This window comes from Rhizobium leguminosarum bv. viciae USDA 2370 (genome assembly GCF_002008365.1).
In the GTDB taxonomy this organism is placed as follows: domain Bacteria; phylum Pseudomonadota; class Alphaproteobacteria; order Rhizobiales; family Rhizobiaceae; genus Rhizobium; species Rhizobium leguminosarum.
In genome coordinates this window covers 158468-179241 of the sequence record NZ_MRDL01000047.1, presented here as the reverse complement: position 1 = coordinate 179241, position 20774 = coordinate 158468, and the positions used below count along the sequence as shown (strand labels likewise).

Annotated in this window: 26 protein-coding genes; 18 read left to right on the top strand and 8 right to left on the bottom strand. The window is 60.9% G+C overall.

Annotated features, from left to right (window positions below; translation table 11 throughout):
- Positions 1-15 precede the first annotated feature (15 nt).
- Complete coding sequence (locus BS629_RS24900; RefSeq protein ID WP_018241292.1) at positions 16-939, top strand: TIM barrel protein; 924 nt, start codon at positions 16-18, stop codon at positions 937-939.
- Between the two features lie 107 nt (positions 940-1046).
- Positions 1047-2210, top strand: coding sequence for a Gfo/Idh/MocA family protein (locus tag BS629_RS24895; protein ID WP_018241291.1), 1164 nt, complete (start codon positions 1047-1049; stop codon positions 2208-2210).
- 102 nt (positions 2211-2312) lie between these two features.
- Here the strand turns inward: BS629_RS24895 and BS629_RS39330 are convergent, their stop codons facing one another.
- The 4 genes from BS629_RS39330 to BS629_RS24880 all read right to left on the bottom strand — a co-directional run bounded on the left by BS629_RS39330 (position 2313) and on the right by BS629_RS24880 (position 5007).
- The gene (locus tag BS629_RS39330) at positions 2313-2483 is read right to left on the bottom strand and encodes a hypothetical protein (RefSeq protein ID WP_018241290.1); all 171 of its coding nucleotides are present in this window, start codon (positions 2481-2483) and stop codon (positions 2313-2315) included.
- A 66-nt stretch (positions 2484-2549) separates the two neighbouring features.
- Positions 2550-2942, bottom strand: a complete 393-nt coding sequence (locus BS629_RS24890) for a hypothetical protein (RefSeq protein WP_018241289.1) — start codon at positions 2940-2942, stop codon at positions 2550-2552.
- Positions 2943-3006: 64 nt separating this feature from the next.
- Positions 3007-4641: a chaperonin GroEL gene (gene groL, locus BS629_RS24885; RefSeq protein ID WP_018241288.1), complete on the bottom strand. Its 1635-nt coding sequence runs from the start codon at positions 4639-4641 to the stop codon at positions 3007-3009.
- Positions 4642-4689: 48 nt separating this feature from the next.
- On the bottom strand, positions 4690-5007 hold the full coding sequence (locus BS629_RS24880; RefSeq protein ID WP_003557889.1) for a co-chaperone GroES: 318 nt from the start codon (positions 5005-5007) through the stop codon (positions 4690-4692).
- A 512-nt stretch (positions 5008-5519) separates the two neighbouring features.
- On the opposite strand from BS629_RS24880, the gene BS629_RS24875 reads away from it, so the two are divergent.
- The 6 genes from BS629_RS24875 (at position 5520) to BS629_RS24850 (ending at position 8131) form a co-directional block, all read left to right on the top strand.
- Entirely contained in the window at positions 5520-5783 is a 264-nt protein-coding gene (locus tag BS629_RS24875; RefSeq protein ID WP_018241287.1) for a hypothetical protein, read from the top strand.
- Positions 5780-6115 carry a hypothetical protein gene (locus BS629_RS24870; protein WP_018241286.1) on the top strand — a complete coding sequence of 112 codons (336 nt, stop codon included), beginning with the start codon at positions 5780-5782 and terminating at the stop codon, positions 6113-6115. The genes BS629_RS24875 and BS629_RS24870 overlap by 4 nt, the downstream gene beginning before the upstream one ends.
- A complete protein-coding gene (locus BS629_RS24865) occupies positions 6112-6429 on the top strand; it encodes a hypothetical protein (protein WP_018241285.1) in 318 nt (105 codons plus the stop codon). The genes BS629_RS24870 and BS629_RS24865 overlap by 4 nt, the downstream gene beginning before the upstream one ends.
- On the top strand, positions 6420-6695 hold the full coding sequence (locus BS629_RS24860) for a DUF1488 family protein (RefSeq protein WP_018241284.1): 276 nt from the start codon (positions 6420-6422) through the stop codon (positions 6693-6695). The genes BS629_RS24865 and BS629_RS24860 overlap by 10 nt, the downstream gene beginning before the upstream one ends.
- A gap of 27 nt (positions 6696-6722) precedes the next feature.
- Complete coding sequence (locus tag BS629_RS24855; protein WP_018241283.1) at positions 6723-7565, top strand: transglutaminase-like domain-containing protein; 843 nt, start codon at positions 6723-6725, stop codon at positions 7563-7565.
- A 185-nt stretch (positions 7566-7750) separates the two neighbouring features.
- The gene (locus tag BS629_RS24850; protein WP_018241282.1) at positions 7751-8131 is read left to right on the top strand and encodes a VOC family protein; all 381 of its coding nucleotides are present in this window, start codon (positions 7751-7753) and stop codon (positions 8129-8131) included.
- Between the two features lie 7 nt (positions 8132-8138).
- On the opposite strand, the gene BS629_RS24845 is transcribed toward BS629_RS24850, so the two are convergent.
- Positions 8139-9101, bottom strand: coding sequence for a LysR family transcriptional regulator (locus BS629_RS24845; RefSeq protein WP_018241281.1), 963 nt, complete (start codon positions 9099-9101; stop codon positions 8139-8141).
- 123 nt (positions 9102-9224) lie between these two features.
- Here BS629_RS24845 and BS629_RS24840 point away from each other — a divergent pair, with 123 nt between their 5' ends.
- The 5 genes from BS629_RS24840 (at position 9225) to BS629_RS24825 (ending at position 13637) form a co-directional block, all read left to right on the top strand.
- Positions 9225-10625 (top strand): MFS transporter, encoded by a 1401-nt coding sequence (locus BS629_RS24840; protein WP_077988530.1) that lies wholly within the window; start codon positions 9225-9227, stop codon positions 10623-10625.
- 96 nt (positions 10626-10721) lie between these two features.
- The gene (locus BS629_RS24835) at positions 10722-11099 is read left to right on the top strand and encodes a hypothetical protein (RefSeq protein WP_018241279.1); all 378 of its coding nucleotides are present in this window, start codon (positions 10722-10724) and stop codon (positions 11097-11099) included.
- Between the two features lie 235 nt (positions 11100-11334).
- Positions 11335-11670 (top strand): hypothetical protein, encoded by a 336-nt coding sequence (locus tag BS629_RS24830; protein WP_018241278.1) that lies wholly within the window; start codon positions 11335-11337, stop codon positions 11668-11670.
- Positions 11671-12146: 476 nt separating this feature from the next.
- Positions 12147-12290 (top strand): hypothetical protein, encoded by a 144-nt coding sequence (locus tag BS629_RS39325; RefSeq protein ID WP_003557866.1) that lies wholly within the window; start codon positions 12147-12149, stop codon positions 12288-12290.
- Positions 12291-12584: 294 nt separating this feature from the next.
- Positions 12585-13637, top strand: a complete 1053-nt coding sequence (locus tag BS629_RS24825) for a fatty acid desaturase (RefSeq protein WP_020493379.1) — start codon at positions 12585-12587, stop codon at positions 13635-13637.
- A gap of 126 nt (positions 13638-13763) precedes the next feature.
- Here the strand turns inward: BS629_RS24825 and BS629_RS24820 are convergent, their stop codons facing one another.
- On the bottom strand, positions 13764-14678 hold the full coding sequence (locus BS629_RS24820) for an SDR family oxidoreductase (RefSeq protein ID WP_018241275.1): 915 nt from the start codon (positions 14676-14678) through the stop codon (positions 13764-13766).
- Between the two features lie 179 nt (positions 14679-14857).
- Between BS629_RS24820 and BS629_RS24815 the strand changes: the two genes are divergently transcribed.
- Positions 14858-15418, top strand: a complete 561-nt coding sequence (locus tag BS629_RS24815; protein WP_026188324.1) for a TetR family transcriptional regulator — start codon at positions 14858-14860, stop codon at positions 15416-15418.
- A gap of 119 nt (positions 15419-15537) precedes the next feature.
- Here BS629_RS24815 and BS629_RS24810 read toward each other — a convergent pair whose 3' ends face one another.
- Positions 15538-16014 (bottom strand): YcgN family cysteine cluster protein, encoded by a 477-nt coding sequence (locus tag BS629_RS24810; RefSeq protein ID WP_018241273.1) that lies wholly within the window; start codon positions 16012-16014, stop codon positions 15538-15540.
- 203 nt (positions 16015-16217) lie between these two features.
- Here BS629_RS24810 and BS629_RS24805 point away from each other — a divergent pair, with 203 nt between their 5' ends.
- From BS629_RS24805 to BS629_RS24795, 3 genes are all read left to right on the top strand, one after another.
- Entirely contained in the window at positions 16218-18404 is a 2187-nt protein-coding gene (locus BS629_RS24805) for a transglycosylase domain-containing protein (RefSeq protein WP_018241272.1), read from the top strand.
- A 208-nt stretch (positions 18405-18612) separates the two neighbouring features.
- A complete protein-coding gene (locus BS629_RS24800) occupies positions 18613-19200 on the top strand; it encodes a DUF1214 domain-containing protein (protein WP_018241271.1) in 588 nt (195 codons plus the stop codon).
- Complete coding sequence (locus tag BS629_RS24795) at positions 19193-19741, top strand: DUF1254 domain-containing protein (RefSeq protein WP_018241270.1); 549 nt, start codon at positions 19193-19195, stop codon at positions 19739-19741. Before BS629_RS24800 ends, BS629_RS24795 begins: the two co-directional genes overlap by 8 nt.
- 13 nt (positions 19742-19754) lie before the next feature.
- On the opposite strand, the gene BS629_RS39320 is transcribed toward BS629_RS24795, so the two are convergent.
- Positions 19755-19922, bottom strand: a complete 168-nt coding sequence (locus BS629_RS39320) for a hypothetical protein (RefSeq protein WP_018241269.1) — start codon at positions 19920-19922, stop codon at positions 19755-19757.
- Positions 19923-20463: 541 nt separating this feature from the next.
- Between BS629_RS39320 and BS629_RS24790 the strand changes: the two genes are divergently transcribed.
- Positions 20464-20670, top strand: coding sequence for a hypothetical protein (locus tag BS629_RS24790; protein ID WP_017963548.1), 207 nt, complete (start codon positions 20464-20466; stop codon positions 20668-20670).
- Positions 20671-20774 lie beyond the last annotated feature (104 nt).

Genomic DNA, 20774 nt, shown 5'->3' with positions numbered 1-20774 from the left:
ATCAGGAATAAAACTGTGACCATCACGATTACGACAGCCCCCTGCTGCTGGGGCGTTGATGACGTCAACAATCCAAACCTTCCCTCCTGGGAACGAGTCTTCCACGAGGCGGCGGCAGCCGGCTATGGCGGCCTTGAACTCGGGCCCTATGGTTACGTGCCGCTCGATGATGCGCTCGTCGCAAAGGCGCTCACCGAGCGCAATCTCTTCATCGTCGCCGGCACGATCTTCGACGATCTGGTCTCTCCTGAAAATCGGGAGACATTGCTGCGGCAGACGGACGAAATCTGCGCCGTTATCACCAGGCTGCCGCAGCCGGAACAGGTGGCGGGCCAGCGGTTCAGGACGCCCTATCTCACGGTCATGGACTGGGGGCACGACGAACGGGACTATGCTGCCGGCCATTCCGATCGTGCGCCGCGTCTCGATGACAAGGCCTGGGCCGGGATGGTCGCCAACATCACGGCGATCGCCGAACTCGCTCGGCGGAAATACGGCGTGCGCGCCGTCATCCACCCGCATGCGGGCGGCTATATCGAATTTGCCGATGAGATCGAGCGGGTGGCAGGTGACATTCCGCAGGAGATCGCCGGCTTCTGCCTCGACACCGGCCATAGCTATTATGCCGGCATGGATCCCGTGGAGATGCTTCGCCGCTATGCCGACAGGCTGGACTACGTCCACTTCAAGGATATCGACCAGGGCGTCTTCGACCGTGTGCTAGGTGAAAGGATCCGCTTCTTCGAGGCCTGCGGACAGGGCGTCATGTGCCCGATCGGCCGCGGCGTCATCGATTATCCCGCCGTCAAGCGAACGCTCGAGGAGATCGGCTATCACGGCTTCATCACCGTCGAGCAGGAGCGCGATCCGCTCAATGTCGCCGGCAGCCTCGAAGATGTGAAGCAAAGCCGCGATTACCTCAGGTCGGTCGGGTTCTAGAGCATTTCCGTTTTTCTTCGAAACACGGAAACGCTCCACCTCTGTTTTGCGCAATTCCGGACGCAAAACCGCTGCGCACTTTTGCTGGAATTGCTAGGGAAAAAACTATGACGAATAACAGGAAAAAGCCGATCCGCTGGGGCATGGTCGGCGGCGGCAAAGGCAGCCAGATCGGCTATATTCATCGCTCGGCGGCGCATCGCGACGACGTCTTTGTCCTTGTGGCGGGTGCCTTCGATATCGATCCCGAACGCGGCCGCGCCTTCGGCCTCGATCTCGGGCTCGACGAAGCCAGGAGCTACCGGGACTATGCGACTATGTTTGCAGCCGAAGCCGGGCGGGCCGACGGCATCGAGGCCGTGTCGATCGCGACACCCAACAACACCCATTTCGCGATCTGCAAGGCAGCACTCGAACATGATCTGCATGTGATCTGCGAAAAGCCGCTTTGCTTCACGATCGCCGAGGCCGAAGAACTGAAGACGCTTTCCCAGGCGCGCGGCCGTATCGTCGGCGTGACCTACGGCTATGCCGGCCACCAGATGATCGAGCAGGCGCGCGCCATGGTCAGGAATGGTGATCTCGGCGAGATTCGCGTCGTCAACCTGCAATTCGCCCATGGCTTCCATAGCGCTGCGGTGGAGGAGCAGAACCCCTCGACGCGCTGGCGCGTCGATCCGAAATTCGCAGGCCCCAGCTATGTCCTCGGCGATGTCGGGACCCACCCGCTTTACATCGCCAAGGTCATCCTGCCGCACCTGAAGATCAGGCGTCTGCTCTGCACCCGCCAGAGCTTCGTCAAAAGCCGAGCGCCGCTGGAAGACAATGCGGTGACCCTGATGGAATATGACAATGGCGCGATCGCCACCATCTGGTCGAGCGCCGTCAATGCCGGCTCCATGCACGGCCAGAAGATCCGCATCGTCGGCTCGAAGGCCAGTATCGAATGGTGGGACGAGCGGCCGAACCAGCTGTCTTACGAGATCCAGGGCGAACCGGCTCGCATCCTCGAGCGCGGCATGGACTATCTCTATCCCGAGGCCAGGATCGACGACCGGATCGGCGGCGGTCACCCGGAAGGTCTCTTCGAAGCCTGGGCGAACCTCTATCGCCGCTTCGGCTTTGCCATCAACAGAGAGCGCGGCCTCGCCCCTGCGGGGATCGAAGACCTCGTCTTTCCCGATGTCGATGCCGGACTGGAAGGGGTACGCTGGGTGGAAAACTGCGTGCGTTCCGCCGACGCTGGCGGGATCTGGCTGGATTATCGCTAGGTCTTCAAGGAGCCCTGGTGCGTCCCTGCCCTCAGACCGCGCCATATGCCGGCTTACACGGCTGCGCTGGAGACCTGTTCAAAGACGCTTTTCCATACCCTCTCAGATAAGCGGATCGTCATCTTCCCTTGCCTGCGGCGGGCGGCGTCGCGTGCTGTCGTTGGCGGCCTTCTTATGCTCGTCGGCAGCTGCCTCGCGGATTTTCTGGAAGCGGTTGTCGCCGGCGTCGTCTGCGGGTGGCTGCGGGTCGCTCTTTTTCACAAAACGGATCATTGGTCATTTCCTGCTTTGAGAGTGGAAGCGCTCCGCACACACATCGGAGCGCTCTGAAAAATGGTGTCAGATGGCAAGCGCGGTGGCGCAGGCCTGAACACTTCGGCTGTCGGGTGAGGTCTGCCCAGGCATGGTCGCCCAACCGCCGGCCTCGACGAACTGACGCTGCTTGTAGCCTTCGGTAATCGCCTTGAACTCGATCAGTTTAGCGCCCGCATCCGGCGCCGCATTGAACCGTTCGACGCAAATGGCGGACGCCAGTTCTCCGCGTGCAACGTCGCCGGCGGCCGCTGCCGCTTTGCTTGACGTGCCGCCTGTTACCCAACCTCCCCAGCTGAAGCCGATAATCATCGTGGCGATTGCCGTGACGACGCAGGCCCAGACGAGAAGCGTCTTGGATGGCTGGTAACTGTCGAAACGCTGGGTGATCGATGTCTTGCTGCTGCTCTGAACGGACATTGGAATTCTCCCTGTCTATTGTTCGGGTTCGCCGTCCGGCCACGCCGGACGGTTCAGGCTGTTCTCAGTATCCCATATCGCCCATGCCGCCATTTCCGGCTGCAGGGGCGGAGTCTCTTGCGGGAATGTCAGCGATCATCACCTCGGCGGTGATCAGAAGCGCCGCAATCGAGCCGGCGTCCTGCAGAGCGGTGCGCACGACCTTGGCGGGATCGACGATGCCGGCCTCGATCATATCGACATAGGTCTCCGTCTGTGCGTCGAAGCCCTGATTGTGGTTATTGCTGCCCGCGAGTTTTCCAACGACGATGGAGCCCTCGAACCCGGCATTGTCGGCGATCTGCCGGATCGGGGCTTCGAGCGCCCTGAGCACGATCGAGATGCCCGCCGTCACGTCGGCGTTCTCCCCGGTCAGGCCCGTGAGCGCCGACTTGGCGCGCAACAGTGCCACGCCGCCGCCGGGCACGATGCCCTCTTCGACCGCCGCACGGGTGGCGTTCAGCGCATCGTCGATGCGGTCCTTCTTTTCCTTGACTTCCGTTTCGGTCGCGCCGCCGACGCGGATAACCGCGACGCCACCGGCGAGTTTCGCCAGGCGTTCCTGCAGCTTTTCCTTATCGTAATCGGAAGTGGTCTCCTCGATCTGCGCCTTGATCTGCTGGATACGTGCCTGGATGGCCGCTTTCTCGCCGGAGCCGTCGATGATCGTGGTGGATTCCTTGTCGATCAGCACGCGCTTGGCGTGGCCGAGCATATCGAGCGTGACGTTGTCGAGCTTGATGCCGAGATCCTCGGAAATCATCTGGCCTGATGTGAGCACGGCAATGTCTTCCAGCATGGCCTTACGGCGATCACCGAAACCCGGCGCCTTGACGGCTGCGACCTTCAGGCCGCCGCGCAGCTTGTTAACAACAAGCGTCGCCAGCGCCTCGCCTTCGACGTCCTCCGAGATGAGGAGCAGCGGTTTGCCGGTCTGTACGACGGCTTCCAGGATCGGCAGCATCGCCTGCAGACTGCCGAGTTTCTTCTCGTGAACGAGGATATAGGGATCCTCCAGTTCCACGCGCATCTTCTCGGCATTGGTGACGAAATAGGGTGAGAGATAGCCGCGGTCGAACTGCATACCCTCGACGACGTCGAGTTCGGTCTCGGCGGTTCGCGCCTCTTCGACTGTTATGACGCCCTCATTGCCGACCTTGTCCATCGCCTTGGCGATCATCTCGCCGATGGCGGCGTCGCCATTGGCGGCAATGGTGCCGACCTGGGCGATCTCGCTTGACGATTTGACCTTCATCGCCCTCGCCTTGATTTCCTTGACGACGGCGGTAACGCCGAGATCGATGCCGCGCCGGAGATCCATAGGGTTCATGCCGGCAGCGACGAGCTTTGCGCCTTCGCGGAATATGGAGGCGGCGAGCACCGTTGCCGTCGTCGTGCCGTCGCCGGCAAGATCATTGGTCTTCGAAGCCACCTCGCGCACCATTTGCGCGCCCATGTTCTCGAACTTGTCCGCGAGCTCGATCTCCTTGGCGACGCTGACGCCGTCCTTGGTAATGCGCGGTGCGCCATAGGCCTTGTCAATGACGACGTTGCGACCCTTCGGGCCAAGCGTCACCTTGACGGCGTTGTTGAGCAATTCGACGCCGCGCAGCAGGCGGTCGCGCGCGTCGTTGGAGAATCTGATTTCCTTGGCAGACATGATATTTCTTCCCAGTTCAGTCTTGAGATGCGGTCACAAATTCGACTCTCAGGCGGCTTTGTCGGCAGCCGCCTCGGTCTTTTCGACGATGCCCATGATGTCGGTCTCCTTCATGATCAGAAGGGTTTCGCCATCGATCGTGACCTCTGTCCCCGACCATTTTCCAAACAGAATGAGATCACCGACCTCGACATCGAGCGGGACCAGATTGCCGCTTTTGTCGCGCAGGCCCGGGCCGACTGCGACCACTTCGCCTTGCTGCGGCTTCTCCTTGGCGGTGTCTGGAATGATGATCCCGCCCTTGGATTTGACATCGCCTTCCGCACGTCGAATGACGACGCGGTCGTGAAGTGAACGGAATTTCATAGAGGTCTTTCTGCTGCCGGCGCGTATGGCGGCTGCAACTCATAAATAACACTCGTGGCACTCGATTGATAGGAGTGCCAAGAAATATTATTCGCGGAGGAATTTTTTTGAGATATTCAGGAAATCAATCCGGCCGGATATTTTGTAATAATCAGGAAATGAATAGAATTTTATACGCCATCTCGCTTCATTTTATTTTCCTGAACGAAGAGTTAATTTGGCGTTTTTTATAGATAAATCAGAATTTATCTTGATTTAAACTCAATAGAGGCGCAATGATAGGTCTCGTCGATTTGGCCAACTTGGCTTCGCGGTGTCAGAGACCTACGACCCGCCATCACCACTGAATTCTCGACAGCGATCCATGACGTCGTTCCGGCGTTGAGTTCGCCTGTTCCGATCCGGAATGAGCTTGGCGCTGACCGCGGATGTACCGGCAGCCTCGAGTTCGTCCGGTTCGGATCTCAACGATACAGGAAACGCATCGGTGTATTCCTGCGGAGGCCTCAGCAGTGACAAGTCGCACCACACAAACCGTCGTCCGCTTTTCATCCCCATTCCGCCTGCCCGGTTTCGACGCGGCGCAGCCAGCCGGAGAATACCGCGTCGATTATGACGAGGAATTGATCGGAAGCGTTTCCAGGCTTGCCTGGCGACGGGTCGGCGCCTTCATCCACCTGCCGGCGATCGCCGCGCAGAGTTCGACGCAGCAGATGATGCCTATCCACCTGTCAGATCTCGAAACCGTGCTCGAAAAGGACCACAAACCGTCATGACCGCTACGCGCATCCCGCAACGCAATGGACGCTCAGTCCGGCGCGAGGCAGCAACACATATCTTCAAGGTGGGGCAGACTGTCCGGGTGAAGGACGGGTTCTTGGTCGTTCCCTCCAAGCTTCCCGACACATACCGCATTACCGCCACGCTGCCTCTGAGAGGAAATATGCTGCAATACCGCATCCGTAGTGACGATGAACGTCATGAGCGGGTCGCGACGGAAGATAGCCTGGAACTGGTAAACCTATCGCCCGCCGGCAGCGGCGCAACACTGATCGAGAGGACGTTTGGCCAAGGCCGCGGCCCGAATGACGAAAGGTTGACATCGTGAACAGCCATGGAGACGAAGCCGAACGAAGACGGAATGCATTTGCCGTCCACACATGGGAAGCGCCCGGCCGCTACTCCATGGAGATCGAACACGACCGCCGGATCGAATCCGCCCGTTCGTGGACCGTCTATCGTGTTTCTGCAAGCGTTCCCGTACACGCCGACCATGCCATGATCGGCAAGAGCCGTTCGGAGGCCGGGAAAGACATGATGTCCTTCAATCTCCTCAACATAGGATACCGGAAGGAATGGTTGAGGCTGTCGGGCGCCGCTCGGAGTGCTCGTAAGAGCCCGCCGGTCCAACCATGGCGCTAGCGTTTCTGAACCAAAGCCGTAGCTTCGATGCGGCGAGAAATGCTGTGCGCTTCGTCGGCCATGACGGCATGTTCCAGGTGTTGTTCTTCATCGAGGTTGGCGCGCTGGCGAAATCCGATGCCGCCTTGCAAAGAACCGAGCCGTCGGAAACGAGGTGGCTTTCCTCCTTCGACGCCCTGCGCAACTCCATTCAGGACGTGGCGCACAAAGCCTATTCCTACCGCCGCCGCGCCTTTTATACTCTAACTGCGGCGGATTTCCGCTAGACGGATCCGGACGCGCGAGAACGCTCCATGTTGATCCGTTACGGCTATGAAATGACGCTGACCTGCCCACAACCGACCGCATTGGTATGTCTGTTGTCGGTGCATGAGGATCGTGCGGCCGACATCAGAATTCCGGAAACGGTATTCACCACGCCCGATGTTCCCACTTCGACTTATCGCGACCTCTTCGGCAACCGCTGTCTTCGGCTGGTTGCCCCGACGGGCGACCTGACCATATGGGGCGATGCGACGATCGAAGACGACGGCAAACCGGACAGGTCGCTGCCAGGCGCCAGGGAAGTCCCGGTTTCGGAGTTGCCGGATGATTGCCTCGTCTACCTGATGGGCAGCCGCTATTGCGAGACGGATCGTCTCAGTCAAATTGCGTGGGATATGTTCGGCACCGTCTCACCCGGCTGGGGCCGCGTTCAGGCGATCTGCGACTTCGTTCACGGCCATATCCAATTCGACTACATGCAGGCGCGATCGACGCGGACAGCCTTCGAGGCGTTCCACGAACGCGTCGGCGTCTGTCGCGACTTTGCGCATCTCGCGGTGGCGTTGTGCCGTTGCCTCAACATTCCTGCCCGATATATCAATGGCCATCTCGGTGACATCGGTATTCCCGTCGTCGATCCGATGGACTTCAGCGCCTGGATTGAGGTCTTCCTTGACGGTGCATGGCATGCATTCGATCCGCGCAACAACACACCACGGATCGGTCGCATCATCGTCGCACGCGGGCGCGATGCCGCCGACATACCGCTCATCAATTCCTTCGGACCGCATGTGCTGAAGGCGTTTCGAGTCTGGACCTATGAGGTGACGGAGCTGCACCAGATGCAAAGCGTCGCCGAGGGCGCTGTTTAGAACGAGACCTGGGTGGATGCGGCAATGTCCGGCCGCAGGCTTTGCCGCAGGCGGCAGCGGTCGTGGGGCTGCCTATCCCACACATTTTTGCGCGACATGCTTTAGAACAGCGGTTGAAAGATGTTGGCGTCGAGCCATCTTGGGTGTGAGCAGTCATTAGCGGAAGATAGGGAGTTTCGCAGTCCATGTTCGATCACATTTCCATCGGCGTAAAAGACCTCGAAAGAGCCCGCCGTTTCTACGATGCGGCACTGGCGCCGCTCGGATATGAGCGCCTCTCCAATTCCGACACCATGATCGGCTACGGGCCGGAAGGGGTCGGCCTTTGGGTGATGCAGGTCGAACAGCCTGTTGTTGCCGACATGCGATCCGGGCTGCATTTCTGCTTCGTCGCCCCGAATGAGGCTGCGGTCGATGCCTTTCACGCGGCGGCCGTCGCATCCGGCGGCACGGATAATGGTGAACCGGGTATCCGGCCGGATTACGGGCGCTTCTATTATGCCGCCTTCATCATCGACCCCGACGGCTATCGCCTCGAAGCTTATTTCCACAAAGGCGAGCTATAACGGACCGTCAGGCAGCGGCTCTCGGAATGGATACGCAGCAGCCGGAAGCTTCGAGCGCCTTATTGGCTACATCGATGAACAGACGACGGAACCAGCGCGCCCGGCCGTCCGTCTGGTCGACTCGGCGATAAAGCATCGTCACGGGATCGGTCGGCAGCGAAAGCGGCGGCTCGCAAAGCATCAGCCCATGTAACTGCGCCATGCAGCGACCGATCGATTCCGGCACGGTAGCAATGGCGGGCATCGCCTTCAGCACCATCGGCAGAGCGGAAAAGCGCGGGACGGTCGCCACCACCTGTCTCACATCGCCGGTGCGGTTCAGCGCCATGTCGATACCGGTCGAGGTGTTGCCTTCGAACGAGACGGTGACATGCGCGACATTGGCGAAATCCTTGAGGCTCAACGGCGCCTTCAGCCCGAGCTGAGCTTCATCGTAGATGCAGATCGAGACTTGGTCGAACAGCGGCGCGCGAATGTGCCAGGAGGCGGGTTCGTCATGCATCGCGACGCTAAAATCGAAGACGCCTTCATCCAGCCGGCGTGCGGCATCGCGCTTGTCGGAAGCGATGCCGATCAGCCGGGCGCCGGGTGAAAGCTGGAGAAGACGGGCGGCAAGCGGGCCGAAGAAGGCCGATTCAAGATTGTCGCACATGCCGATGCGGAACTCGCCCTGCCAGCTTGCCGGATCGAATTCGGCCTGCGGGCGGATGGCACGCTCGATGCCCGACAGTGCATCCTCGATCGCCGGGGCGATGGAAAGGGCGCGCGGCGTCGGCTGCAGGCCGCGGCCGACACGCACGAACAATTCGTCGTCCAGCGCTTCGCGCAGGCGCCGCAAAGCGGCCGACAGGCCCGGCTGGCCGAGCAGCAGGCGCTCGGCGGCGCGACTGACATTGCGCTCCTGCATCAGCACCGAAAAGGCCAGCAGGAGATTGAGGTCGATCTTGCGAAGCGTGGCATCATTCATCATCGTCAGTAATACCTGGCATAGCTACTATCAATTTGCAATAGGAAAGGAAGCTGTACATTTTCTCGTTCCCTGCCGCCCGGCAACCTCCCCCGATGAGGCGGCAGCAAAGAAGGAACGATTTCGATGACTCTTTCCAAATCGCGAAGCGGGGCGGGGCTGGCATTGCTGCTGCTCTGCACCGCCAACTTTCTAGACGCCATGGACGTCTCCACCATCGGCGTTGCCTTGCCTGCCATCCAGGCCGAACTCGGCATGGAGGCGACATCGCTGCAATGGGCCGTCAGCGCCTATGTGCTCGGCTATGGCGGCTTCCTGCTGCTCGGCGGCCGCGTCGCCGACGTCTTCGGCCACCGCCGCGTCTTCCTCTGGTCGCTGGCGATCTTTGCCGGCGCCAGCATAGCCGGCGGCTTCGTCGATAGCGGGCCGACGCTGATCGCCGCCCGATTGATCAAGGGCATTGCGGCTGCCTTCACCGCGCCTGCAGCCCTTGCGCTGCTGCTCTCCGTCTTCGGCGAGGGAACCGCGCGGGCAAAGGCGCTCGGCGTCTTCGCCTCTACCGGCGCCACCGGCTTCGTGCTCGGCATGGTGCTCGGCGGTGCCGCGACGATCTTCAGCTGGCGGGCGACGCTTGTCATGGGCGCGCCCGTCGCCATCCTGACACTCTTTCTGGCGCCGCTGGCGCTGCCAGCCGACCCCAAAAGGACGGGACCGCGGCCCAGTTTCGACCGGGCCGGCGCGCTGACGATCACGCCAGGGCTGCTGCTCTTCGTCTTCGGCATCACCAATGCTGCGGCCGCCGGCTGGCAAGCCTTCCCGACTTGGGGTTCGCTGCTGGCATCGCTGGTGCTGATCCTGCTCTTCCTCGTGGTCGAAGCGCGGCATGCCGATCCGATGGTGCCGCTCGGCATGTTCCGCCGGGCCAAGCTCCGGCATGCCAATGCGATCGCCGCTCTCTTCCAGGGCGCCTATGTCGGCTTCCAGTTCCTGGCGACGCTCTATTATCAGAACGTCATCGGCTGGTCGGCCTTCACCACCGGCTTCTGCTTTGCGCTTGGCGGCGTCTTCGTGATGTTCCTGGCGCCACGTTTTGCGACGCTTGCGCAAAATCGCGGCGCCACCGGGCTGATGGCGGCGGGTGTCGGCCTGCAGGCGTTCAGCTATATCTTCTGGGTGACAGCACTCGGACATGTCGACCCGATCCTGCTCGTGCTGTTTTCGCAGATCCCGCTCGGCCTCGGCTACGCCATGACCTACCCCTCGGTGCAGGTCGCGGCTCTTTCCGACGTGGAGGACGACAAGTCAGGGCTCGCCTCCGGACTGCTTTTCGCCTCCTTCCAGATCGGTGGCGGCATCGTGCTCGCGGCCGCCTCGGCAGTCTTCGGCGCCGCGCCGCATTTCGGCTGGAACCCCTATGTCGCCGGCATCGCGTTCGTGGCCCTGCTTGCGGTGGCGATCACCCTGCTTGCAGCCGCCGGTCCGCGGACATCGGCTGCCCGGAGGCCCATCTATCAGGCGGCGGAATGACCGTCATCGGCCCGCACCCTGACCGGTGCGGGCTACTCATCAACCGCAGCGATATTTGCTGCAAGAATCCCGTTGCGTTGCCTGGGTGAAAGGCGCATGGTCTCAACTTCGGCAGCCAGTGTACGGGCGCTGCCGACTGAGGGTTTTTATACCCTTGCCCCGATGAAAGGAGGACCGATGTCTTCCACTTTCGAAAAGCCGCATCTGACTTCGTCCGATCTCGACATGCTGCAGGGCGTGCTCGACGACGCCGGCTACGACGCCAAAATCCTGATCGGCAACGAACGTGTCTTCAACGTCGCGGCCATACTGTTGATCAGGCTGTTCGAAGAGGGCGTCACCTCGCCGGCCTTGCTCTCACAAGCGCTCGAACACCATTTCGGCAAGCTGAAGACGCCGCCGAAACCGGTAACCCCCGTCTTTAACCGATATGCGATACAGGGATTGCCCCGCGAAAGACGCGCTGTCGGCTAGAGCAGTGCCAGCAAAAGTGCGCAGCGGTTTTGCCTCCGGATAGCGCAACAAGAAAAGATTGAGCATTACCGTCACTTGGAGAAACCAGGAAATCCTCCTCTACATAATTCCTTAAATCGGAATCGATTTAAGGGCAAAATTATGCAGCAATTCAAAGTGCTACAGCGTCCTTTGCGCGTCTAAAAAGACGCACGGCTGTAGAGGCAAGCGAGCCGCCCGGCTCCGAAGGACTATTGTGCGGAAAACCCTCTTGCTCTGTATCTGCGTCGCAGCGGCCGGTTATTTCGGATGGGTGCAATTCGGGGCTTACCAACAACGGCAACGGGCTAGGGATCTCGCAGACATCGACAGGGAGCGCCGGGTGGCGCTCCTGGAAATCGATGGCTGCCAGGCGAAAGTGGATCTGCTTCTGTCGATGACAGACCGCCTGCTCAAGGCCGGCGGTATGCTGGTGCCGCTCGATATCGGACGGGACATAGAACTCTGTTTGGCCCGCGGCATCATGTCGACATCAGGCTTGGCGGAGATGGAAAGAACGAAGCTGATCCGCCTGTTTCCGGTGAATGACTAAGGCGATCGCAATCTTTCAGATCCGCTCCTCGCGCTTCAGCTCTTTGTTTTCACGCATGTCGTGATCGCAAAACCACTGCATAGTTTTTGTGCGACAGGCGTTATGCCCTGTGGAAATATGGCTTTCCTGCGGCGACGGCCTTAATGGCACCTCAATTTTACTCTATAAGGAGGGCTCGCTGATTTGGCCGATGCGGCATTTGCGGTGACCGGATTTCCGGCCCGCCATTTTCCCGATCGCGAAAGCATGGTGACGTCCCGTCTCAACGTCGGGTTTGGCTTTCGGTGACCTCTCCGGTCATCCGCCTCCAGACAGCGATGCGGTTTCAGCAGGCATCATTTTCATTCCATCCCTGCGGCCCGGTGTTGTCGGGTTGCCCCTCATGACGATCCCGCGATCTCGATCGCGACCGACAAACGGGGCGAATACCACGCAGGCTGCGGCTTTCAATTTCGATCTAAAGGGAGATTTTATCCATGGCAAAAGGACAGGTAAGAAGCAATCGCGAGGTCCGGAAGCCGAAGAAGGACAAGCAGGAAGCGAAGGTGGAAAGCACATTCGCCAACCAGATGAAGACGGCGACCAAAACCGCCCCGCAGGGCAGTGCTCCAAAGAAATAGAACCTCTTATCGAGCCGCCACTCTCGCCCTCGCTGCGCGTAACGGCGCAAGTGATAGCGCGTCCTGTCGGACACGCTGGCGTGACATCATCACCCATTGACATCTTCTCGAAAAAGGAATTGCTGCAACCATGACCACTCTTCATACAATGTACCACTTCGACTATCCGCTCTTCCTCATTCGCTCGGCCGTAGTGATTGCACTCGGCCTTTCGGCCATCGCGGCCTTTCACGGCGTCACTCTGTGATCGAATCTGCGCGCCGCAGCGAGTGCGAGGAAATCCAGGTGGCCCCTTTGGGCGAGTCTGACGAAAATCCGGAGCGATCCCGAGGGAATGCCGAGCTTTTCGCTGAAAAACGCTGGCTGAAGATCCTTGCCGGATATCGCCAGCCACGAGCCGGACGCAGCGCTTTCGAGCTTGTCGTCACCGTCATCCCTTTCGCGCTGTTCTGGGCTGCCGCCTGGGCAGCGGTTCATTACAACTTCTGGCCCGGCCTGATCCTCGTCCTTCCCGCCGCCGCCTTCCTGCTCCGGTTGTTCATGATCCAGCATGATTGCGGCCACGGCTCGTTTTTCGCCCGTCGCCGCGTCGACGACTGGGTTGGACGCACGATCGGCATCTTGACGCTGACGCCCTACGACTATTGGCGCCGGGCGCATGCGGAACACCACGCCTCGGCCGGAAACCTGGACGAACGCGGCGTTGGCGACATCGAAACCCTGACAATCGCCGAATACAACGCGCTGTCGCGTTGGGGCCGGCTTGGTTACCGGCTCTACCGGCATCCAATCGTGATGTTCGGGATCGGACCGGCCTGGCTGTTCCTCTTCAAGCAGCGCCTGCCTTTCGGCATGATGCGCTCCGGCGCCCTGCCCTGGGTCTCGACCATGGCGACCAATCTTGCCATCGCGCTGGTCGCCGCGCTGCTGATCTGGGCGGTCGGAATCGTCCCCTTTTTGCTGGTGCATCTGCCGACCGTGCTTCTGGCCGGTGCTGCCGGCGTCTGGTTGTTCTACGTGCAGCATCAATTCGAGGAAACACATTGGTCGAAGAAGCCGGACTGGCAGTTCCAGCATGCGGCCCTCCACGGTGCCTCGCATTACGACCTGCCGCCAGTGCTGCGCTGGATCACCGGCAATATCGGCATCCACCACGTGCATCATCTGTCGAGCCGAGTGCCCTACTACCGGCTGCCGGAGGTGCTGCGAGACCATCCTGAGCTTGCCGATATGGGCCGCATCACGCTCATGGAAAGCCTGCGTTGCGTCAAGCTGGTGCTGTGGGACGAACAGACGAAGCGACTGGTCTCGTTTCGCGACGCAGCGCGCCTCGCCGCCGCACGATAACAAGGCCCTAGAGCGGTTTAGCCTTCACGGAAGCGCAGAGCCGCTCTAGCCTTCTGTTCCTGGAATTGCTCCAGAGCATGATGCCGAAAGGTGTGAGCGGCTTCGCAGAGCCTTTCTCGAAAGGTTCTAGCGATAGCCCGTCACATCCGCCGGTCTGCCGGGCTCCTGCACTTCCACCATGTAGCGCCAGCAATCCGGCCGCGAACCGTCGATATCGTCGAAGCCATAGGTCTTGGCGATCGCGCCGCTCGATAGCGATTGTCCGTTCCAGCGGGCGCGGTCGGGATCGGCAGCGATAGCGGCAACGGCGCGGCCGACAAAATGCGGGGTTTCGGAAATGGCGAAATGCGGCTGCACCTTCGTCGCCTCGCGCCAGTTCTCCTCGCTGACGCCATAAGCATCCAGCATCATTTCGGAGCGCAGCCAACCGGGCGTGATCGAAACGGCGGTGGCGCCGTGTTTCGCCAAATCTTGCGCATGCGCCCAGGCCATGCGGGTGACACCGGTTTTGACGAGGTCGTAAAAGGGCGACAGCCGGTAATGGGTGGCATTGTATTCGGCCGTGCCGTCGGTCATCTCGACCAGCAGCCCGCCGGGCCGCTCGATCATCAGCGGCAGGGCGTAGTGGGCGGTAATCAGATGCGTCTCGATGCCGAGCCGCAGCATACGCAGGCCCTTGTCCAGCGAATGCTCCCAGACGGCCTTGTCCCATTCGAACAGTTTCTCGCAGCCCCAGATATCGTTGACGAGAATATCGAGCCGGCCGGCTTCGCCGCGAATGCGGGCGACCAGCGCCTCGACCTGTTCCTTGACGAGATGGTCCACCTGAACGGCAATGCCCCTGCCGCCGGCTGATGTCACCAGCTCGGCCGTCTCCTCGATCGTCTCCGGTCGCATATATTCGGATTGCTTAGCGCGCGTCGTGCGCCCCGTCACGTAAACGGTAGCGCCGGCGGCGCCGAGTTCCACCGCGATGCCTCGGCCCGCGCCGCGCGTTGCACCCGCCACCAAGGCTACTTTCTCCCGCAAGTTCGCTATCACTTCTCCATCCTCCACGCTAGAACGGCCTTCACGCCGTAAGCACCCGGGTTTAGCTCTTTGTTTTTACGCAATTCCGGACGGAAAACCGCTTCACACTTTTCCTGGAATTGCTCCAGCTAGCGCCGCTTGTATATAAACGAATGATCGTTTACATTCGAGGCGAATGCAAGAGGAATTTCATGCCGCGTCGCCGCACACTTTCCGATGAACAGCTTCTCGCCATGGTGCTGGCGCTGATCCACGTCGAAGGGCCGGAGGCGGCGACCTTTGCGGCGGTGGCGAAAGCGAGCGGCCTTTCCGGCTCGACGCTGGTGCAACGTTTCGCGACGAAAGCGGCGATGCTGCGCGCCGCGTTGCTTTACGCCTGGGACCGGCTGGATGCGGAAACGGCGCGGCTTGCCGAGACCGTGCCGAAAACGCCGGAAGGCGCCGTCGCGCTGCTCGTCGGCCTGTCGCAGGATTACGGCGACAATGCCGCCGCCTATGGCGAGGGACTGCTGGTGCTTCGCGAGGATTTCCGCGATCCGGTGCTACGTGCCCGGGGTGCGGCCTGGGGAGCGGCACTGACGGCGGCAATCGCTCGATGTTTCGGATCGGCAAAGGCGCCGGAGACAATCGCCCGGCTGATGCTGTCGCAATGGCAGGGATCGCTGCTCTGGTGGGGTTTTGGCGCAGACGGGCCGGTGGCTGCCTATGTCGAGACGGAACTGCGGCGCTTCCTCGCGGCAATAAAGTCCTGAGCCCGCCTAGAGCATGATGCCGAAAAGTGTAAGCGGTTTTCAGACGACGTCATGCTCTAACTCTTTAATTTAGAACAGGATTCAGATTTTAGGCCGACCCGGCCTAAAATCATCTTGTTTTAGGCTTCCTCTTCGTCCTTCTCCTCACCCACCGTCAGCGGCCAGTCGACGACATAATCCTCGAGATCGTCGATATCGATCTCATTTTCGCTGATCGCGCGGCCCCGCGCGGAAATGCCGGCGGCATGGACGGTCTCCGGGTCGCCGGAGACGAGCGGGTGCCACCAGTAAAGATCGCGGCCTTCATTGACCAGCCGGTAGCCGCAGGTGGGCGGCAGCCAGGCAATGTCAGGCACGTTCTCCTTCGTCAGTTGCACGCAGTCCGGCACGAAATCCCAGCGGTTCTCATAGCTGGAGCAGCGACAGCTTTGGCCGTCGAGCAGCTTGCAGCTGACCGAGGTGAAATAGATATCGCCGCTATCCCATTCCTCGATCTTGTTGAGACAACAGAGGCCGCAGCCGTCGCAGAGGCTTTCCCACTCGGCGACGGTCATTTCGGCTAGCGTCTTGCTCTTCCAGAAGGGCAGATCGTTCATCGTTCGTTTCTTGCAACAGCGGCCCGCAAATTCGCGTGAGCCTCATGCATCTCTCTTGTTATCAGCCGCAAAATCAATCAATTCTCAGTATACTCCTGGTACTCGGAGAATTCTCTCCTGGTATCGGAGAGCTTTGCGGCCATATGCGGGCCTCGCGCTTTCGTCAGATATGACCGAAGCGCGATCAGGCGGGAATACAGGACGTGCAGGATCCGGACAACCCAGAAAACGGGCCAGAAAACAGGCCCGGAAAAGCGGCGAACGAGGCGGCGGACAAGCGGCCTAGGAAGAGCCGTCACATTCTGCTGCGCATCGATTCCTGGATCGATTCGACCGTCTGGAACGCCGGCTTCCGCGCCGCCGAGATCTGGGAAGACATTACCATCTTCTTCCGCCGCTTCCGCGTGCGCGGCTGGAAACGCATGGTCTTCGAACTTGCCGGCGAAGGGCTGACGCTCGGGGCGGCCGGCTCGGTGCTGATGCTGCTGCTTGCCCAGCCGGCCTTCGAGGCGACCAAGGAGGATTGGCGCAACCGCGGCGATTTCGCCGTCACCTTCACCGACCGCTACGGCAACGTCATCGGCCATCGCGGCGTCATCCACCAGAATTCGGTGCCGATCGACGAGCTGCCGGATTCGCTGATCAAATCGGTGATCGCCACCGAGGACCGGCGCTTCTTCGACCATTTCGGCATCGATTTCATCGGCCTCTTCCGCGCCATGAGTGAGAATGCACGCGCCGGCGAAGTCGTCCAGGGCGGCTCGACGCTGACCCAGCAGCTCGCCAAGAACCTGTTCCTGTCCAACGAACGCTCGATCGACCGCAAGGTCACTGAGGCGTTCCTGGCACTGTGGCTCGAGGCGAACCTTTCCAAGAAGGAAATCCTCTCCACCTATCTCGACCGCGCCTATATGGGCGGCGGCACCTTCGGCGCAGCGGCGGCGGCACAGTTCTATTTCGGCAAGAACATCACCGATGTGAACCTTGCCGAATCTGCCATGCTTGCCGGCCTGTTCAAGGCGCCGGCGAAATATGCGCCGCATGTCAACCTGCCGGCGGCGCGTGCCCGCGCCAACGAAGTGCTGACCAATCTGGTGCAGAGCGGGCTGATGACCGAGGGCCAGGTGATCGCCGCCAGGCGCAATCCAGCCACCGTCGTCGACCGCAACGAGGTGGAATCGCCCGATTTCTTCCTCGACTGGGCCTTCGACGAGGTGCAGCGGCTGTCACCGCGTTTCCACCAGCATTCGCTGATCGTGCGCACGACGATCGACATGGGCATCCAGCAGGCAGCCGAGGATTCGGTCGAAACATCGCTGCGCGAATATGGCGAGGCCTATCACGCCAAGCAGGGCGCGATGGTGATGATCGAGAACGGCGGCGCCGTGCGCGCCATGGTCGGCGGCCGGGATTACGGCGAGAGCCAGTTCAACCGCGCCACCAGGGCGCTGCGCCAGCCAGGTTCCTCCTTCAAGGTCTACACTTATTCGGTGGCGATGGAGAGCGGGATGACGCCGCAGACGACGATCGTCGACGCACCGATCTCCTGGGGCAACTGGAGCCCGCATAATTATGCCAATCGCTATGCCGGCCGCATCACGCTCGAGACCGCCATCGCCCAGTCGATCAACACCGTGCCGGTGCGGCTCGCCAAGGAAAAGCTCGGTATTCAGCCGATCCGGGCAATGGCGAAAAACCTCGGCGTCGAAACGCCGATCCGCGACGACGTTACCATCCCGATCGGCACCTCCGAGGTGACGGTGCTCGACCAGGCGACGGCCTACGCCACCTTCCCGGCTGGCGGCTACCAGTCGCGCCGCCACGGCATCACCCAGATCCTCGATTACGACGGCGACGTGCTCTACGATTTCGACCGCGACGAGCCGGCGCCGAAACGCGTGCTCTCCGAAAAGGCCGATGCCTATATGAACCAGATGTTGTCGCGCGTTCCCTATGTCGGCACGGCGCGCAAGGCAGCCCTCGACAACGGCATCGTGACGGCTGGCAAGACCGGCACGACCCAGGCCTATCGCGACGCCTGGTTCGTCGGCTTCACCGGCAATTACACCTGCGCCGTCTGGTTCGGCAATGACGACTATACCTCGACCAACGAGATGACCGGCGGCTCGCTGCCGGCGATGACCTTCAAGCGCGCCATGGACTACGCCCACCAAGGTGTCACGCTGCGGGCCATCCCCGGCATCGAAAACCCCCTACCCTCGGACAAGGATCTCGCCAAGACTGCCGCCGCCAAGCCGCAGGACGGATTGCCGCAGCTTATCCGGCCGCGCATGCTTTCGGTTCAATCGACGGACATCCTCAAGAAGCTCGGCGAGAAGCTGAAGGATGCCGTCCCGCTCGCGCCGGCGAAGGTGGCGAGCGCGGAGTAGCCGGCCACGCCTGACGTCCAGATCTCCCATCAGCATCCGCCCGCATCGATGCATAGGCGTGGATTGCTGTCGCAGCTTGCGGCATGACGGCTTTGCCGCACATATGGCATGACCGTGGATCAATCGGCCTCTATGTCATGGCGTGGCATTCCACCCTGCCAGAATCAGTGGTAACCCTTTCATCCGATATGGTTTCCAAGGTCTTGACGTGTTTCGATTCCCCCTCTTTATCGCGATCACGCTGATCGTCGCCTTTGGCGGCGGGATCATGATTTCGCTTTATGCGCTGGATGCGACGCAGGGTTTCGGGGCGATCAAGCTCGGCGCCTGGGAGGCCTTTCCGGCGTTGCAGACCGTCGAGGCTGATCCTTATGCCAAATCGCACCGGGCGCGCGCCGGCAAGCTGCTCTATGGCAGCGCCGAGGGCCTGACCTTCACGGCGAGCGTCGACGACGACGGCGCGCGGCTGAATGCCGGCTGCCGCTATCGCATCAGCGGGCAAACACCGCCTGCCCGGCTCTGGACCCTGTTTACCGCCGACAATGGCGGCAATCCGGCGGCGGTGACGACCGGGCATCCCTCAGCGCTCAATTCCTGGACGGTGCTGCGCCAGCAAGACAGCAGTTTCTCGATCGAGATATCCGCCGTGGCGCAGCCGGGCAACTGGCTGGCCCTGCCACAGGCCGGCACTTTCCGGCTGGTGCTGACACTGTTCGACACTCCGACCGCCGGTAGTTCCGGCGTGATCGACCTCGCCATGCCGAAACTCACCAAGACCGGATGTGGCAATGCTTAGGATATTCTTCGCCGTCCTGACCGGTCTTTTCGGCGCAGCCCTGCTGCATCTCGTCATCATCCTGTCGCTGCCGCATTTCACCGGCAAGGATGCGGCAACCCGCGTGGAGGCAGAGGGCGACCTCAACAATTTCTACCTGCTCGGCAACCAGTATGACGAAGCCGGCCTTGCCAATGGCGACCCCTTCGTGCGCACCGCCGTCTGCTCCTTCGATGTCGAGGATGCGCCGGTGCATTTCACCGCCAAGGGCAATGTGCCCTTCTGGTCGATCGCGATCTACGACAGCGCCTCCAACGAGGTCTTCAGCATGAACGACAGGACGTCGGTCGGCGGTGCGCTCGATGTGGTGGCCGGCAGTCCGATCCAGCTGACCGACCTGCGCAAAAACCTGCCGCAGGAGCTGCAGCAGGCGATCCTGGTGGAAATGGCACGGCCGGACGGTTATGCCGTGCTGCGGACGCTGGCGCCGCAGGCGAGCTTCGATGAGGCCGCGCGCAACTTCCTGACGGAAGCCGGCTGCGAGCAATTCGCCGCTCGCTGAAGTTGAAGAGCGGTTACTTCTTGTTGACGCGCAGCGCGGGCGCCGGACGATGTTTCGGGCTCTCGGCCAACCGCTCGTAGCGGACGCCGGTGAACCAAAGGATCTTGGCTTCGCGGGGCTCCTTGTCCGGGCGACGCGGCGCCCGCGGCCGCCGATCCGCCAATGCGACTACTATTGCCATTCTCGTCTCCATGCACTGCCCGAGACGGATGAACTTGCGATGGATTTCACCCTGCCCGCCAATGTGCGAGCCGGCGCGTCCTGCAGTGCCGGAATGACCGGACCGAGGGCATTCGCGCCTTTCCCACGGCACTTGATTGAAATACCGTGATGCGGAGTTTCAACGATCCAACTACTCAAATCGCGTCGTTCCTATCCGAATTGAGCCACATGACAGTTAACAGTTTACTAATATTCAGCGGATGCCAAACACAGTTCACCTCACTTCTCCTTTAACGCTCGAAGAGTTGATTTGGTTTCACGCCGCCCGCGCGGATGCCCAGCCTGGCGTCGACGTATAAAATTAGAGATAATTCATATAGTTGACATTGGCGCGGCAAACTCCCTGGCGGGAAAGGGGCGGTGTTGCAAAAATGCGTCATGAAAATATTTAATTGCGAGGCGCTCAGATGGGCGTATGTTCGCGCATGTCGATCACATGTTTCCGGGCACCGATCGATCGGAGATGTTCCCCGCTCTTGCCGGAATGCGGAGGGTAAGCGGTGTCTTTGTTGGTGAATTCATCCTTCTCGCCTGACGATCTCGACGTGCTGCGCAGTGCGCTCGATGCCTGGTGCTCGGAACGGCGCATCGACATCAAAAGCGTCGAGGCGCAGTTCGCGGCATCCGCAGCCCTCGACCTTTACCAGGCCGGTTACGACAGTCGCGAAAAGTTGCTGCACGCGCTGCGCGATCATAGGATCGCCTGAGCTTTTCCACCATCACAGCGGCGATGAGCATCGCGCAACGGCGCTTCCAAACCGATCATTTTTATAGTGCCGGCTAGCCATGCCGACACTCGCTTAGCGTGTAT

Coding starts and splice junctions, on each gene's coding strand:
- BS629_RS24815 (WP_026188324.1), top strand. CDS start 14,858: ATGCCGCGTCGCCGCACACTTTCCGATGAACAGCTTCTCGCCATGGTG.
- BS629_RS24855 (WP_018241283.1), top strand. CDS start 6,723: ATGTTGATCCGTTACGGCTATGAAATGACGCTGACCTGCCCACAACCG.
- BS629_RS39320 (WP_018241269.1), bottom strand. CDS start 19,922: ATGGCAATAGTAGTCGCATTGGCGGATCGGCGGCCGCGGGCGCCGCGT.
- BS629_RS24835 (WP_018241279.1), top strand. CDS start 10,722: ATGGTCTCAACTTCGGCAGCCAGTGTACGGGCGCTGCCGACTGAGGGT.
- BS629_RS24810 (WP_018241273.1), bottom strand. CDS start 16,014: ATGAACGATCTGCCCTTCTGGAAGAGCAAGACGCTAGCCGAAATGACC.
- BS629_RS24895 (WP_018241291.1), top strand. CDS start 1,047: ATGACGAATAACAGGAAAAAGCCGATCCGCTGGGGCATGGTCGGCGGC.
- BS629_RS39330 (WP_018241290.1), bottom strand. CDS start 2,483: ATGATCCGTTTTGTGAAAAAGAGCGACCCGCAGCCACCCGCAGACGAC.
- BS629_RS24870 (WP_018241286.1), top strand. CDS start 5,780: ATGACCGCTACGCGCATCCCGCAACGCAATGGACGCTCAGTCCGGCGC.
- BS629_RS24795 (WP_018241270.1), top strand. CDS start 19,193: ATGCTTAGGATATTCTTCGCCGTCCTGACCGGTCTTTTCGGCGCAGCC.
- BS629_RS24880 (WP_003557889.1), bottom strand. CDS start 5,007: ATGAAATTCCGTTCACTTCACGACCGCGTCGTCATTCGACGTGCGGAA.
- BS629_RS24890 (WP_018241289.1), bottom strand. CDS start 2,942: ATGTCCGTTCAGAGCAGCAGCAAGACATCGATCACCCAGCGTTTCGAC.
- BS629_RS24840 (WP_077988530.1), top strand. CDS start 9,225: ATGACTCTTTCCAAATCGCGAAGCGGGGCGGGGCTGGCATTGCTGCTG.
- BS629_RS24850 (WP_018241282.1), top strand. CDS start 7,751: ATGTTCGATCACATTTCCATCGGCGTAAAAGACCTCGAAAGAGCCCGC.
- BS629_RS24845 (WP_018241281.1), bottom strand. CDS start 9,101: ATGATGAATGATGCCACGCTTCGCAAGATCGACCTCAATCTCCTGCTG.
- BS629_RS39325 (WP_003557866.1), top strand. CDS start 12,147: ATGGCAAAAGGACAGGTAAGAAGCAATCGCGAGGTCCGGAAGCCGAAG.
- BS629_RS24860 (WP_018241284.1), top strand. CDS start 6,420: ATGGCGCTAGCGTTTCTGAACCAAAGCCGTAGCTTCGATGCGGCGAGA.
- groL (WP_018241288.1), bottom strand. CDS start 4,641: ATGTCTGCCAAGGAAATCAGATTCTCCAACGACGCGCGCGACCGCCTG.